16 protein-coding genes are annotated in these 15299 nt (G+C 53.5%); 5 read left to right on the top strand and 11 right to left on the bottom strand.

Annotated elements, in window-relative coordinates; all coding sequences use genetic code 11:
• Window positions 1-2: 2 nt before the first annotated feature.
• From GS12_RS07705 to nfsA, 8 genes are all read right to left on the bottom strand, one after another.
• On the bottom strand, window positions 3-482 hold the full coding sequence (locus GS12_RS07705) for a YbjO family protein (RefSeq protein ID WP_034913731.1): 480 nt from the start codon (window positions 480-482) through the stop codon (window positions 3-5).
• Between the two features lie 29 nt (window positions 483-511).
• Entirely contained in the window at window positions 512-1366 is an 855-nt protein-coding gene (potI, locus tag GS12_RS07710; RefSeq protein ID WP_034913728.1) for a putrescine ABC transporter permease PotI, read from the bottom strand.
• The gene (potH, locus tag GS12_RS07715; RefSeq protein WP_034945595.1) at window positions 1363-2304 is read right to left on the bottom strand and encodes a putrescine ABC transporter permease PotH; all 942 of its coding nucleotides are present in this window, start codon (window positions 2302-2304) and stop codon (window positions 1363-1365) included. The genes potI and potH overlap by 4 nt, the downstream gene beginning before the upstream one ends.
• Before the next feature lie 10 nt (window positions 2305-2314).
• Complete coding sequence (potG, locus tag GS12_RS07720; RefSeq protein ID WP_034945597.1) at window positions 2315-3448, bottom strand: putrescine ABC transporter ATP-binding subunit PotG; 1134 nt, start codon at window positions 3446-3448, stop codon at window positions 2315-2317.
• Window positions 3449-3563: 115 nt separating this feature from the next.
• Window positions 3564-4667: a spermidine/putrescine ABC transporter substrate-binding protein PotF gene (gene potF / locus GS12_RS07725; protein ID WP_034945600.1), complete on the bottom strand. Its 1104-nt coding sequence runs from the start codon at window positions 4665-4667 to the stop codon at window positions 3564-3566.
• Window positions 4668-5054: 387 nt separating this feature from the next.
• The gene (locus GS12_RS07730; protein WP_034945603.1) at window positions 5055-5534 is read right to left on the bottom strand and encodes a YbjN domain-containing protein; all 480 of its coding nucleotides are present in this window, start codon (window positions 5532-5534) and stop codon (window positions 5055-5057) included.
• 87 nt (window positions 5535-5621) lie between these two features.
• Window positions 5622-6524 (bottom strand): 30S ribosomal protein S6--L-glutamate ligase, encoded by a 903-nt coding sequence (rimK, locus tag GS12_RS07735; RefSeq protein WP_034913719.1) that lies wholly within the window; start codon window positions 6522-6524, stop codon window positions 5622-5624.
• Between the two features lie 22 nt (window positions 6525-6546).
• Window positions 6547-7269 carry an oxygen-insensitive NADPH nitroreductase gene (nfsA, locus tag GS12_RS07740; protein ID WP_034945606.1) on the bottom strand — a complete coding sequence of 241 codons (723 nt, stop codon included), beginning with the start codon at window positions 7267-7269 and terminating at the stop codon, window positions 6547-6549.
• A gap of 196 nt (window positions 7270-7465) precedes the next feature.
• Here nfsA and GS12_RS07745 point away from each other — a divergent pair, with 196 nt between their 5' ends.
• Window positions 7466-7732, top strand: a complete 267-nt coding sequence (locus tag GS12_RS07745; RefSeq protein ID WP_034913715.1) for a GrxA family glutaredoxin — start codon at window positions 7466-7468, stop codon at window positions 7730-7732.
• Window positions 7733-7801: 69 nt separating this feature from the next.
• Here the strand turns inward: GS12_RS07745 and ybjM are convergent, their stop codons facing one another.
• Complete coding sequence (ybjM, locus tag GS12_RS07750; protein WP_051937070.1) at window positions 7802-8173, bottom strand: inner membrane protein YbjM; 372 nt, start codon at window positions 8171-8173, stop codon at window positions 7802-7804.
• Between the two features lie 273 nt (window positions 8174-8446).
• Between ybjM and GS12_RS07755 the strand changes: the two genes are divergently transcribed.
• Window positions 8447-10135 carry an aspartate:alanine antiporter gene (locus tag GS12_RS07755; RefSeq protein ID WP_034945609.1) on the top strand — a complete coding sequence of 563 codons (1689 nt, stop codon included), beginning with the start codon at window positions 8447-8449 and terminating at the stop codon, window positions 10133-10135.
• A 302-nt stretch (window positions 10136-10437) separates the two neighbouring features.
• Window positions 10438-11043, top strand: a complete 606-nt coding sequence (gene ybjG / locus GS12_RS07760) for an undecaprenyl-diphosphate phosphatase (RefSeq protein WP_034913712.1) — start codon at window positions 10438-10440, stop codon at window positions 11041-11043.
• A 52-nt stretch (window positions 11044-11095) separates the two neighbouring features.
• Here the strand turns inward: ybjG and GS12_RS07765 are convergent, their stop codons facing one another.
• Window positions 11096-12301 (bottom strand): serine hydrolase, encoded by a 1206-nt coding sequence (locus tag GS12_RS07765; protein WP_052118388.1) that lies wholly within the window; start codon window positions 12299-12301, stop codon window positions 11096-11098.
• A gap of 274 nt (window positions 12302-12575) precedes the next feature.
• Between GS12_RS07765 and GS12_RS07770 the strand changes: the two genes are divergently transcribed.
• Entirely contained in the window at window positions 12576-13232 is a 657-nt protein-coding gene (locus GS12_RS07770) for an HAD family hydrolase (protein WP_034913710.1), read from the top strand.
• A gap of 16 nt (window positions 13233-13248) precedes the next feature.
• Here the strand turns inward: GS12_RS07770 and GS12_RS07775 are convergent, their stop codons facing one another.
• Window positions 13249-14364 (bottom strand): PQQ-dependent sugar dehydrogenase, encoded by a 1116-nt coding sequence (locus tag GS12_RS07775; protein WP_034945611.1) that lies wholly within the window; start codon window positions 14362-14364, stop codon window positions 13249-13251.
• 605 nt (window positions 14365-14969) lie between these two features.
• Here GS12_RS07775 and GS12_RS07780 point away from each other — a divergent pair.
• Window positions 14970-15299, top strand: a complete 330-nt coding sequence (locus tag GS12_RS07780; protein WP_034945613.1) for a hypothetical protein — start codon at window positions 14970-14972, stop codon at window positions 15297-15299.

The following is a 15299-nucleotide window of genomic DNA, read 5'->3' on the forward strand; positions in this document are numbered from 1 at the left end:
GTTCAGTGCGGACGGAAAAACCGGCGGCTGCTGGCCGGACAGAACAGCAGAAACAGCACCAGCAAATCGGGTAACGTTTGTGAAATCAGCACGTTAACGATTTGCAGGTTATTCTCTCCGTGAATGCTGAAAATTTCCGGATAGCTCCAGCCCATCGAGGCGATAAACATATAGAACAGCTTAATCAACTGCGTCAACGCATAGCCCCAGCGGCCCCAGTTGCGGCCATACATCAGCGCAATGGCGCAGCGTAGTTCAATAAAGAACATAAGCTGGCTGGCAATAAAAATCAGCGTGGAATCCCAGGCCTGTGCGCTGCGATGAAGAAAATTCATCAACTCATCCAGCCCCAGTTCCCCAACCTGTAACGCCACGCTAAGGCAGCGCATAGCGATAATCGCGATACCGGCAATCAGTACCTGCACCGGAATGGTCGCAGAAGCGTGCAGTACCGCTTTACTTTCTCTGAGCACGTCTGACATAGCTTTCCTCCGCCGGATGCCCTCATGCCTCACAACGTCTGGTGTGCGCCACGTGCCTTCTGTCTGTCGCGCAGCCGCTGTTTCTCTTCATGCGCCATCACGCGCCAGGCGATGAACCCGACAATGCCGACCACAAACAGGATAAGCGTTGCCAGCGCGTTGATCTCCGGATTTACGCCGCGACGCACGGTAGCAAATATCTGCATCGGCAGCGTGGTGGCGCCGGGGCCGGTCACGAAGCTGGCAATCACCAGGTCATCCAGCGACAGCGTAAACGCCAGCAGCCAGCCGGTGATGATAGCCGGTGCGATCATCGGCACGGTAATGACAAAAAACACCTTGAGCGGCGCGGCGCCGAGATCCATCGCCGCTTCTTCAATCGATCGATCCAGCTCGCGCAGGCGCGCGTTAATCACCACCGCGACATAGGCGGTGCAGAACGTGACGTGCGCCAGCCAGATAGTCAGCATGCCGCGATCCGCCGGCCAGCCAAAGGCGTTGCCCATCGCCACAAACAGCAGCAGCAGTGAGAGGCCGGTGATAACGTCAGGCATTACCAGCGGCGCGGTCAGCATAAACGCAAAGCCGGTCGAGCCTTTAAAGCGTCCGAAACGCACCACGATCACCGCCGCGATCGTGCCCAGCACCGACGCCGCCGTGGCCGCCAGCGCGGCGATGGACAGGCTCAGCGTCACGGCGCTTATCATTGCACCGTCGTGAAAAAGCACTCTGTACCAGTGCAGCGAGAATCGCTCCCAGGCGGCCAGCTGCGACGCGTTGAAGGAGTATATAACCAACAGCGCCATCGGTGCGTACAGGAAGAAAAAGCAGACGATGAGGATCGCCGTCCGCCAGGGCGAACGAATTGTCGGTAAGGCGCTCATTTCTTCTCCCCTGTCGCTCTGTTCTGATGCTTATGGAACCAGATAATCGGCAGGATCAGGATCAGTAAAATGATCACCGCCAGCGCGGAGGCCACCGGCCAGTCACGATTGTTAAAGAACTCCTGCCACAGCACACGACCAATCATGATGCTGTCGGGGCCGCCGAGCAGTTCCGGGATGACATATTCGCCAACGGCCGGAATAAACACCAGCATCGACCCGGCGATAATGCCGCCTTTGGTGAGCGGCACGATCACGCTGAAAAAGGTACGCAACGGCCGGGCGCCCAGATCCAATGAGGCTTCGACCAGCGAATAGTCGATGCGCGTCAGCGCCGTATAGATCGGCAGCACCATAAAAGGCAGATAGCAGTAAACGATGCCGATATACACCGCCAGATTGGTGTAGAGGATCGCTATCGGGTGATCGGTCACGCCCGTCCACATCAGAAAACGATTAAGAATACCGTTATCGTTCAGGATGCCCATCCAGGCATAAACGCGCACCAGAAACGACGTCCAGGAAGGCAAAATCACCAGCAGCAGCAGAATATTGCGCGTTGACGGTGCGCTGTGCGCCACCGCCCAGGCCAACGGATAGCCAATCAGCAGGCAGATAACGGTTGAAATGGCCGCCACCTGCAATGAATGCAGATAGGCATCAACATAGAGGGGATCGTCGGTTAACGTCAGGTAGTTGCCAACGTTCATCACCATTGTCAGCTGATCGTCCGTCCACGACAGCAGCTCGGTATAGGGCGGGATGGCGCGGGCAATATCCGCAAAGCTTATCTTCAGCACAATCAGAAACGGCAGTAAGAACAGCAGGATCAGCCAGAGATAAGGTAGCGCAATGACCGCTTTGCGGCCGTGACGCATCTGCATGCGGGTGATAAAGGCATTTAACGGCCGCGCAGATTTCACTGAATGTTGGCTCATGACTTCTCCGCTATACCGTCAGCACGACACAACTGTCCGCATCCCAGCAAAGGCGAACTTCATCGCCCCAGGTGGGTGCGCCCTTACGGAAGCGATGCGCGTTCTGCAACTGCGCGCTGATCATCTGTCCGCTGTGCAATCGTACGTGATAAATAGAGAGATCGCCGAGGTAGGCAATGTGCACCACTTCGCCCACTGCAAAGTTGCAACCGTCTTCCGGGACGGCTTCGCAAAGCATGACCTTTTCCGGCCTCAGCGCGACGTGCACCGGCACGCCATCCATGACGGAGGCGTCCGAATCCACCTTCATCGGGTGCACCAGGCCGGGACTGGCGATGATCAACCCATCGGCCCGTCGCTCGCGCAGCAGTCCTTCAAACAGATTGACCGAGCCGATAAATTCCGCACTGTAACGCGTGGTGGGATGCTCGTAGATCTCTTCCGGCTCACCAATCTGCACAAACTTGCCGCGATTCATGATTGCAATGCGCCCCGCCATGGTCATCGCCTCTTCCTGATCGTGCGTGACCATGACGCAGGTGGCGCCAACGCGTTCAAGAATGTCCACGACCTCAAGCTGCATACGATCACGCAGCTTTTTATCCAGCGCGCCCATCGGTTCATCCAGCAGCAGCAGTTTAGGACGTTTGGCAAGGCTGCGCGCCAGCGCCACGCGCTGCCGTTGCCCGCCGGATAGCTGATGCGGCTTACGCTTTGCGTACTCCTGCATATGCACCAGCGTCAGCATCTCGGCCACGCGGCTGGCGATTTCACCTTTCGGCAGGCGATCCTGCTTCAGGCCGAAGGCGATATTCTGTTCCACCGTCATATGCGGAAACAGCGCGTAGGATTGAAACATCATATTGATGGGACGCTGATACGGCGGCACATGGGAGAGATCCTGACCATCAAGGACAATCTGTCCCGATGTTGGCGGCTCAAAACCTGCCAGCATGCGCAGCAGCGTGGATTTCCCACAGCCGGATGGGCCCAGCAGGGCAAATATTTCGCCTTTGTAAATCGTCAGATTGACATCATCAACCGCGTGCTGTCCGTCGAAGGATCTGGTCAGATTGCGGATTTCAAGCAGCGGCGTCAGCGCCTTAGCTGCTTTCTGTTGCGGACGGTGGACTGCGTCATTCACTACCTTTACTCTCCGGCGCTATTCGGATTACGGCGTGGCCGTAGAAAAGACAAAACAGAGGCCAGGCACCGCACCTCTGTTGCGTAGATTGCTGTCGTCGTGCAATCGCCGTCAGCTACTTGCCACTTTTAACTTTAGTCCATGCACGCGTACGCACGCGATCCAGTTTTGGATCCTGTACTTTCAGCACAAACAGTTTTGCCATGGTTTCCGGGGTGGGGAAAATGCCCGGATTGTTACGAACATCGGCACTGATAAACGGTACTGAAGCCTTGTTCCCGTTAGCGTAAAACACCTTGTCGGACACATTGGCAATCACCTTCGGTTCCATCAGATAGTTGAGGAACTGATAGGCGGCATCGAGGTTCTTCGCGTCTTTAGGAATAGCCAGCATATCGAAAAACGCCAGCGCGCCCTCTTTTGGAATGCTGTAAGCGATATTGACGCCGTTTTTAGCTTCAGCCGCGCGGTTCTTCGCCTGAAGAATGTCGCCGGCCCAGCCGATTGCCACGCAGGTATTGCCGTTCGCCAGATCGTTAATGTACTGCGATGAGTGGAAGTAGCGAATTGACGGCCGCAGTTTCAGCAACAGGTCGGTGGCGGCGCCCGAATAATCTTTTGCGTCAGAGCTGTTGGGATCTTTGCCCAGATAGTTAAGTACGGTAGCGAAAATCTCTTCCGGTGCATCAAGGAAGGAGACGCCGCAGCTTTTCAGCTTCTCAAGGTTTTCCGGTTTCAGCACCAGATCCCAGCTGTCGACCGGCGCATCTTTACCCAGCGCCGCCTTCACTTTTTCCACGTTATAGCCAATACCGGTGGTGGCCCACAGGTAAGGTATCGCGTATTTGTTGCCCGGATCGTGCTGCTCAACTTTTTTCAACAGGTCGGGATCGAGATTTTTGTAGTTCGGCAGTTTGCTTTTATCGAGCGGCTGAAACACGCCCGACTGGAGCTGGCGCGCCAGAAAGCTGGAGGATGGAACCACCACGTCGTAGCCGGTGCTGCCCGCCATCAGTTTTCCTTCCAGCACCTCATTGGAGTCAAACACGTCGTAGACAACCTTAACGCCGCTTTGCTTTTCGAAATTGGGCACCGTGTCCGCAGCGATATAATCTGACCAGTTATAAACGTGCAGCGTTTTATCAGCCGCACCTGCGCCAGCAACCATCAGTACGCCCGCAACCACGCCAGACAACCATTTTTTACGCTGGTTGAACATGCTTTCCACCTCCACGACACGATCGGTAATAATCCCGGGATGACAGGGCCAACAACGAGGCCGCCGCCTGCAAAAAAGCAGCGCGAATCATGAATGATTATTCACTGCGCTGTGAACCGCCGCATCGCACCAGAAACGCAGCCCGGCAAGAATAGACCTCCGGGGCTTTTCAGACCAGCCCTCAGCGTAAAAAACGCCTTTTATCGAATCTAAAGGCATGTTTCCTCTATGTGATACGCCGAAGGCGGCATAACACGCGATAAATATCTGGCATTTTAGGGCAAAATGCAGAATAAAAGACGGTTTTGCATAATTATACAACGCGATGAGAGAGGAGAGCGGCGGGAAAAGAGAGGGGATCGATACATTATCGATCCACAGAAGGTCTTAATGCAGATGATGGGGCGTATCAATAAGCGAACCGCGCTCTTCTTCTTCGCCAATGACCAGCAGATGATTGGAGAAAGCTTCCATAATGACCATTGAGATCTGCTCTTCACTCTGCTTCATAAAGTGAACGAACTGGCCGAAGGTCAGGCCCGCCTCGACGCAAAATGACTGGCAGACAATCAGCTTTGGCAGATTATCGTCCTGGATATCCACGAACGCTTTAACGGTAAGCGAGCTGGCGTTAATGAGCGAAAGATCGCCCACCAGCGGGATCAGCGCCGTCGGTTTGACCTCGGCCAGCGCGGAAAACAGAATGACGTTGTCGACTAAATCCAGCTTGGCATCAAATACCCCGTCGAAATTTTGCATATGCGGCAGATGAAGCGCCTGGCATGAATCGCATTCAAACCAGGTAATGCTTTGCTGATCGAGCCAACGTCGTAGTAGATCGATATCGGGAACGACGAGTGAATCCATATGCTTGCTCTCTGACTGCCGGAAAATTGCGCCCTAGCTTACGGAAAAAAGCGCGTAAACACCACGATTACGCGCTAAATATGCAGATTAACCACCCGTTTTAAGACTGAAGCCGGGACGCGCCTGCTCTTCAATCCAGGCGATCATCATTCCTGCAATATTCAGTCCGGTAGTGCTCTCAATGCCTTCCAGCCCCGGCGAGGCGTTAACTTCCATCACCAGCGGCCCGCGGCGGGCGCGCAGAATATCGACACCGGCCACATCCAGCCCCAGCGTGTTGGCGGCCGCAATGGCGATGTCTCTTTCCTGTTCGGTAATCTGTACGCGCCGTGCCGTACCGCCGCGATGCAAATTCGAGCGGAAATCCCCTTCTCTTGCCTCGCGCTCGATGGCCGCCACCACGTCGCCGCCGATCACCAGGCAGCGGATATCTCTGCCGTGCGCCTCTTTAATAAATTCCTGCACCAGAATATGCGCATTGAGGCCGCGAAAGGCGTCTATCACACTCTCTGCCGCCTGCCGTGTTTCGGCCAGCACCACGCCGATACCCTGCGTGCCCTCAACCAGCTTCACTACCAACGGCGCGCCGCCGACCATCTCGATCAGATCGTGCGTGTCGTCCGGCGAATGTGCAAAACCGGTCACCGGCATGGCAATGCCCTGCCGTGCCAGAAGTTGTAAAGAGCGCAGTTTGTCGCGCGCGCGGGTAATGGCGACCGATTCATTAAGCGGATAGCTGCCGCACACTTCAAACTGGCGCAGCACGGCGGTGCCATAAAAGGTAATCGCCGAACCGATGCGCGGTATCACCGCATCGAAATGCGCCAGTTGCCTGCCGCGATAGTGGATAGTCGACGAAGCCGGATTGATATTCATGTAGCAGGAGAGCGGGTCGATCACCTCCATGCTGTGGCCGCGATCTTTGCCCGCCTCAAGCAGTCGCCGACATGAATAAAGCGAGCCGTCTCTGGAAAGAATCGCAATCTTCACCCTTTTTCTCCGCTCCGCACGCTCACCGCGTCGCCCATCCCTGCTTGTGCAGATAATCCAGCATGAAAGGACGATTCTCTTTGATAATGGTTTTCTGGATGTGTTCGCTCCAGGTTTCACGACGGCGATTGCTGTCGCGGTTCATATAATACGCTTCCTGCTCGCTGTCGTAAGCTGCCAGTACGGCCGGGTCGATCGGTTGATAGCGATTTTCATGCACCAGCATCGCCGACGGCATACGCGGCTTGTGCTGCGGCGACTGGTCGGGCCAGCCAAGACAGAGGCCAAACAGCGGCAAAACAAACTTCGGCAGCGCCAGCAGTTCGGTCACTTCAGCAATATTGTTACGAATACCGCCAATGAAAACGCCGCCAAGACCGAGCGATTCGGCGGCGGTCATGGCATTTTGCCCCATCAGCGCGGTATCAACGCAGCCGAGCAATAGCTGTTCGGCCAGGCCAAGCTGCGCCTGCGGGCAAATTTGCTGGTGGCGATTAAAGTCCGCGCAAAACACCCAAAATTCGGCTGACTGCCCCACGTAGTGTTGCCCACCGGTTAACGTCACCAACTGCTCACGCAGGCTGCGGTCGGTAATACGAATTATGGATGAGCACTGCAAAAAGCTCGAGCTTGAAGCCGACTGCGCTGCGGCAATAATGGCATCACGCCGGGCGTCATCAATCGCGGCATCGGTAAAGGCCCGGATCGAGCGATGTGAGCAGAGTAGCTCAATGGTCGGCGTCATGGTTCACTCCTGATGGTTTTATTCGGCACACGCCAATAGTAAAACGTAAAATTCAGCCTGTAGCATAGCCTGCACGAATCAGATCAACAGGCAATTTCTTCTTTTATTAGCAGAATGAAGCGGGCATGATAACCGCCAGTGAGTTATAAATTGTGATGTAAGTCACATAGAAAATGGTTACCTCAAGGAGAATTCCATGTTTGCTGTGATTTTTGGCCGCCCGGGCTGCCCTTACTGCGTACGTGCTAAAGACCTGGCTGAGAAGCTGACTGAAGAGCGTGAAGACTTCAACTTCCGTTACGTCGATATCCATGCGGAAGGCATCACCAAAGCCGATCTTGAAAAAACCGTCGGCAAGCCGGTCGAAACCGTTCCGCAAATCTTTCTTGATCAGAACCACGTGGGCGGTTTCACCGATTTTGAAGCCTACGCCAAAGAGAATCTGGGTCTGTTTCAGTCATAACGCTGATGCCCATAAAAGAAGAAAGCCGAGAATATCGGCTTTTTTTTTGCGTGCGTTGCGGGCAGTACGTCAGCGATGCTGCTGCCAGAACATCATTCGCCAGAGCATAACCAGCAGCGCACCTGAGCCACACCAGAACACCGCACTGGTCACAAAAGCCACTTCCTGCACCAGGTCACCGCTGTTCGTAAACCAGGTATGCAGCGCGATCAGGCAGACCGGCGTTGCCAGCAGCGCGCCAAGCAGCGTGGCGACAAGCGGGGAAGATCGACAGAACAGCGCCGTCATGACGCCCGGAAGGATGAACATCAGCAAACCAAGCCGCGCATGCAGCTTCGCCGGGTTCTCGCTGGACATCTGCGATCCTACTGCTAAAAATACGAGGCAAAAAAGAACAAAACTGCCCAGCACGCTTGTCCGCGACACGCCTTTCAGCATCATGAAACTTTCTTCCGGTAATTTATGACGTGAGTTTGTCAAAATAATTCGACACATTCGTTCGGTTAATCATGCTACAAGGACCCGTTAAAATTCATCACGGCTTTTACTGGCTGAAAAAGTATGAAGCGATTAAAATGGCGGCCATTATTTATGGCGCTGGGCTGTCGTTCTCTGATTAACCTGAACGCCGCCGCTACTCTGTTGGCAGCGCGATAAATTTAGCTCAAAAAACCCGACTTATCAACATGTTACTCGTAAACAAGAAGTTAAAGCGTGAATATAAACGTCGCAGATTTGTTAATTGATAATGACATTCTGTTATTATTTGTTGTTCTCTCCCTCGGACTCTGTTTAGGGAAATTACGACTTGGCTCAGTCCAACTCGGTAATTCCATTGGTGTTTTAGTCGTCTCGCTCCTGCTGGGGCAACAACACTTTGGCATGAATACCGACGCGCTTAATTTGGGCTTTATGTTATTTATTTTTTGCGTCGGTATCGAAGTCGGCCCCAATTTCTTTTCCATTTTCTTTCGCGACGGCAAAAATTACCTCCTGCTGGCGCTGGTAATGGTGATCACCGCCGTGGTGACCGCGCTGGGGTTAGGCAAGCTGTTTGGCTGGGATATTGGCCTGACGGCAGGCATGCTGGCGGGTTCCATGACGTCAACGCCGGTGCTGGTGGGCGCAGGCGATACGCTGCGTCAGACGTTGAACGCCAGCCCGGCGCTGAATCATGCGCTGGATAACCTCAGTCTTGGCTATGCCTTAACCTACCTGATCGGTCTCGTCAGCCTGATTTTTGGCGCGCGCTACCTGCCGAAACTGCAACATCAGGATCTGCCCACCTGCGCCCAACAGATCGCGCGGGAACGCGGCCTTGATCCGGACAGCCAGCGCAAAATCTACCTGCCCGTGATTCGCGCTTACCGCGTCGGGCCGGAACTGGTCGCCTGGACCGACGGCAAAAATCTGCGCGAGTTAGGTATTTATCGGCAAACCGGCTGCTATATCGAACGCATTCGCCGCAACGGTATTCTGGCCAGCCCGGACGGCGATGCGGTGCTGCAACCGGGCGATGAGATCTCGCTGGTCGGCTATCCCGATGCCCATGCCCGCCTCGATCCCAGCTTTCGCAACGGCAAAGAAGTGTTTGACCGCGATCTGCTGGACATGCGCATCATTAATGAAGAGATCGTGGTAAAAAATAATAATGCGGTGAATAAGCGGCTCAGCCAGTTAAAATTAACCGATCATGGCTGCTTTCTGAATCGGGTGATCCGCAGCCAGATTGAGATGCCCATCGACAGCAGCATTATTCTTAATAAAGGCGACGTATTACACATCAGCGGTGAAGCCCGACGGGTTAAATCCATTGCGGATCGCATCGGATTCATCTCAATTCATAGTCAGGTCACAGACCTGCTCGCCTTTTGCGCCTTTTTTATTATTGGACTGATGATCGGTATGGTGACCTTCCAGTTCAGCAATTTTAATTTTGGTATTGGTAACGCTGCCGGCTTACTTTTTTCAGGAATTCTTCTCGGTTTTTTACGCGCTAACCACCCTACGTTTGGCTATATCCCGCAGGCGGCGCTGACAATGGTAAAAGAGTTCGGCCTGATGGTCTTTATGGCGGGCGTAGGATTGAGCGCAGGCAGCGGCTTATCGCGCGGGCTGGGCGATACGGGGCTGCTGATGCTGGGCGCCGGGCTGATGGTCAGCCTGCTGCCGGTCATCGTCAGCTTTTTATTTGGCGCCTGGGTATTGAAAATGAACCGCGCACTGCTGTTTGGCGCGATTATGGGCGCGCGCACCTGTGCGCCCGCAATGGAAATTATCAGCGATACCGCACGCAGTAATATTCCTGCGCTGGGCTATGCGGGCACCTATGCTATTGCGAACGTCCTGCTTACGCTGGCAGGTACGCTGATCGTAATAATCTGGCCTGCGCTGGGCGGATAAAAATTATTTCAGCATGCATGAGAACTTTTATTTCTCCGCGCAGTCCTAATTAGTGCCACTGCTTTTCTTTGAAATCCTAAATTGTGGAGCCCGTTAATCAAATGATTAGCGGGTTTTTCTTTTTCTGGCACCCCATTTACCACCTGCTCCCCTGTCAGATCGTCATTAAACCTTAACAAAACCCTAACCACAGCGTCATTTCGGAATGAATCCGTTTATCTTCCTGACATCGGGTTTTATCTTATTGATCCTGAATTTTACGTCCGACGGCAGCTGTCGTCGAACCGATGAGGAGATAATGAATGGAAGAGTTGAACCGGACGCTGTTTCTCTGGATCAATGCCAGCGCCAGTGCGCCGGAGTGGTTGATTTCGCTGGCGGTATTCATTGCACGCGATCTGATTGCCGTTGTTCCCCTGCTGGTGGTGGCGATGTGGTTTTGGGGGCCAAAGGGGCAACTGACTTTGCAGCGCGAGCTGGTGATCAAAATTGCCATTGCGCTGGCGTGGGCGCTCAGCCTTTCCTGGTGCATAGGCAATCTCTTCCCGCATCCACGTCCGTTTATGCTCGGTCTGGGTCATCAGTTACTGAAGCACGCCCCTGACGACTCCTATCCCAGCGATCACGGTACGGCAATATTTACCTTTGCCATTGCCTTTATCTGCTGGCATCGCGTGTGGTCCGGCGCGGTGCTGATGATTGTCGGCGCCGCTATCGCCTGGTCGCGGGTCTATCTCGGCGTGCACTGGCCAATGGATATGCTTGGCGGCCTGTTGGTCGGCATGCTCTCATGCCTGTTCGCCCAGATGGCGTGGATGTTTTGCGGTGAACGCGTGCTGGCCACCACCTCGTGGCTCTATCGCCAACTCTTTGCCATTCCGATTCGTAAAGGCTGGGTACAGAATTAAACCGGCACAAAAAAGGCAGCCGCAACGGCTGCCTTTTTCAGGTCAGGACTTATCAGGAAAACCATTTCCCAAACCAGCCGTTCATTTTCATCATAACGAAATCAACAATACGGCTAAAAAATCCGCCTTCGTTAACATCCTGCATCACCACCAGCGGGCGCTGTTCGATCGTTTTACCGTCGAGCTGAAAGTTAATCGTCCCAACCTGCTGATCCTTCTTCAGCGGCGCGGTCAGCTGTGGCTGTGAGAGCGTAAAGCTCGCCTTCAGATTTTTCGCCTGTCCTTTCGGCAAAGTGATCGCCGCATCTTTCGCCACCCCCAGATTGACGGTATCGCTGTCGCCATACCACACGCGCTGGCTGGCAAACGGCCTGCCTGATTTGATGGGCGTAATGGTTTCGAAGAAGCGGAAGCCCCACGTCAGCAGCTTCTCGCTCTCCCGGAAGCGAATGCCATCCGTCGCTGCGCCGAGCACCACCGAGATCAGGCGCTGATCGCCCGCTACCGCGGAAGCCACAAGGTTATGGCCCGCGCCATCGGTATGCCCGGTTTTGATGCCGTCCACCTTAAGGTTGCTGCTCCACAGCAGCCGGTTACGGTTATGCTGCCGGATGCCGTTAAAGGTGAACTCCTTCTCCTGATGGATTGCATACTCTTCAGGCACGTCGCGGATCAGCGCCTGACCAATCAGCGCCATATCGCGCGCGGTGCTGTACTGTCCGTCGGAATCAAGACCGTGAACGGTTTTAAAATGGGTGTTTTGCAGACCAAGCGCGTTGACGTAGTTGTTCATCAGGCCGACGAAAGCATCCTGACTGCCCGCCACATAATCTGCCAGCGCGATGCTTGCATCGTTGCCGGATTGAATAATGATGCCTTTGTTCAGTTCGGAAACAGGAATGCGATCGCCGGGCTTGAGAAACATCAGCGACGACCCTTTTAAAATGGGATTACCGGTCGCCCAGGCATCTTTACCCACCGTCACCATATCGTCAGTGGTGATCTTACCGGACTTGATTGCCTGACCGCTGACGTAGCTGGCCATCATTTTTGTCAGGCTGGCAGGATCGAGACGGTCATCAGCATGAGACTCAGCCAGCACTTTGCCACTGTTATAGTCCATAAGAATCCAGGCCTTCGCTTCAATTTGCGGCGGCGCGGGGGCCTCTTCGGCGCGGGCAAGAGTAACAAGAAGTAAAGAGAGGGTAGCGGAGATCGCAACGGCGCGGACGGCGGCAGAATGATGCATTTTCTTCATGGCAGAACCCAAGTATCCATTTGAATGAGCGCTGTTTTTGGAGCGCTGGCGAGCGTAAACCTTCCCACGCTATCGCGTCTTCTCACCGATTAGAACAGTTCATTCGTAAAGTTTTCTAGAGTTTATTAGAAATATATTAGAAACATGCCTAATCAACCCTTTCAACCTCTTTGCAGGGTCGAAAAAGCCAGGTGAATTCTGATTTACCGTCACACTGTTAAGTTCGTCACAAAATTCTACTAATCTGAAGCAAACCCGCAGAGGAGTGGCGACGATGGATTTAGCATTATTCGATCTTGATGAAACGGTGATCAGCGAAGACAGTACCGGACTCTGGCTACGCTGGCTGGTTTCGCAGGGATTCGCACCGGCCGGGCTTATTGATGAAGAACAGGCGCTGATGACGCAGTATTACCAGGGCACGTTGCGTATGGAAGAGTATATGGCCGCGACGCTTTCTCCGCTCGCCGGCATGGGCACGCTCACCGTGACCGGCTGGGTCAGGCGATTTATTCAGCGTGATATCGTGCCGCGCGTCTACCCTTCTGCTCATGAACGCATGGCTTGGCACCACGCGCGCGGTGACAAGGTGATGGTCGTGTCCGCCAGCGGCGAGCATCTGGTTGTTCCTATCGCGCAGCGGCTGGGCGCTCACGGCGCGCTTGCCATTGGCGTTGAGATCCTTGATGACCGCTACAGCGGCCAGACCTACGGTACGATGACCTATAAAGAAGGAAAAGTGACGCGCCTGAACGACTGGCTGGCGGAGCAGAAAGACGCGGCCTACGAACGCACCTGGGCCTACAGCGACTCAATGAATGACCTGCCGATGCTGGAGCACGCCGATCACGCCTTTGTCATTAATCCCGCAGAGCCGCTGCACCTTGTGGCACAGCAGCGCGGTTGGGAAATTTGTCACTGGCAGCGATAGCGCCAGTCCGGCCTGGCTACTCTGCCAGGCCTACTTTGAGTAGTTTACCGTTACGTTCATCGGTCAATACATAAAGATAGCCGTCAGGCCCCATTCTGACGTCGCGAATACGCTCGCCGCGATCGCTGAGCAGCCGTTCTTTTTCTGTCACGCGATCGCCGTTCACCGACAGATGGATCAGGTTTTTTTCCTTAAGCGCGCCGATAAACAGTGAGTTTTTCCACTGTGGGAAGCGTGCGCTGTTGTAAAAAGCCATGCCACTGATGGCGGGCGATACCTTCCACCAGAAAGCAGGCTGTTCGGTCCCGGCCACTTCGCCGCCTTTCGATCCCGGCACTTTTTCGCCGCTGTAATCGAGGCCCCATGTCGCCAACGGCCAGCCGTAGTTTTTCCCTTTGCGAGGGATATTCACCTCATCGCCCCCGCGCGGCCCGTGCTCGCTCTCCCAGATTTCCTGCGTCCATGGGTTCAGCGCGATGCCCTGTGGATTGCGCACGCCCAGCGCCCAGATCTCTGGCCTGGCCCCTGTTTTGTTTACAAAAGGGTTGTCTTGCGGCACGCTGCCGTCGGCGTTCAGCCGGACGATTTTCCCGGTCAGCGCAGAGAGATCCTGCGCCGTTTCAGCGTGAAAATTATCCCCAAAGGTGATCCAGACAAAACCATCACCATCGAAGGCGATGCGCGATCCCAGGTTGGCCCCGCTGGAAAGCGCCGGCTGCTGACGAAGCACGGTTTTCACCCTGGTCAACCGCGCGTTATCGTCGCTGAGCGTGCCGTAACCCACTACTGCGCCCGCACGCCCGTTATTGTCAACCTCTGTCCACGTCAGCCAGACGCGGCGGCTTTGCGTAAAGTCAGGCGCCAGCACCACATCGAGTAGCCCACCCTGCCGCTCAGCCCATACTTTTGGCACACCGATGATGGGTTGGGACAATCCTTTACCCTGCCGCCAATAGCGCAGACTACCCGATCGCTCGGTGATCAGCATTCCCTGATTGTCAGGCAGAAATGCGACAGCCCACGGATGATCCAACCCGGTTTGCAACTCTTCCACGCTGACTTTTTCCGCCAGCGCATTCTGGCTGAATAACAGCGTGACAGCGACAGCCGCGGCCGTAAGCAGACGAGACATGCCTTTTCCTCTTTATGATGGGCGTTGATTAAATTTAGTGAAAAAATATTGAGAAGGAGGAGACTTTACAAAAGCTTAAGGAAGACCTATTAAATGGTGTAAACGTTTCATCATCGATAAATCAGAAATATATCTTTCGGACAATGTAAAAACATCTGTTTTAAACCCCTCGACTTTTTGAAACCCGATATTTGAGCATCATCCATTATTCCTGTAATGGCAAAATTAACCATACCAATATATTTTGGCGCCGGTCTGATTAATGGTCGTATCAAATATAAAAAACCGGGCCAGCGCCCGGTTTTTTTAGAGTTATTTACCCTTTAAGAATGGGGTCAGGACGTTTGTTAAGCGGTGTGAGCTACCATTCTAAGGGTTGTCCCGTTGCAAAAATGTCACAGAACAATCCCCATGGAGCATACAGGGCGATACGTATTCTACAGTTTCTATAATTTAAGTCACCAAGATAAATCTTGGCTGTATTAAGAAATGGTTTTATCTCCTGATAAAAAATCATTCATAATCAACTAATGAATGTACCAATTAGCCGCCATATGTTAAAATACTCTATGTTAATTCATTGAAGTTTAGAGATGGAGCCAATTTTGAACGATATGGATTTTATAAATGATCTCAAGGCTAATGGCTTTACTGACAGAGATATAGGTCGATTACGTAACATAGTTGAGAGTGTTCCTACTAAGGATCAAACGTTTGCTTCTATAGTACTTGACTTGAGCAAACGTTTTTGGGGTGGAGTTATTTCTTTAGCAATCATTGCAATTTGTTTCATCGTTGGCTTACTTCATGCTGATGAAAAAAGCAAAGTAATTTCATATTTCATTGGTGCCATATTCGGAGTAACGGTTATATATATTGTTACTCCTATGAAACTCGCCTGGAAAGCTTATCGTTACATGGCTAAGAATAAGTAA

Source organism: Erwinia oleae, from assembly GCF_000770305.1.
In the GTDB taxonomy this organism is placed as follows: domain Bacteria; phylum Pseudomonadota; class Gammaproteobacteria; order Enterobacterales; family Enterobacteriaceae; genus Erwinia; species Erwinia oleae.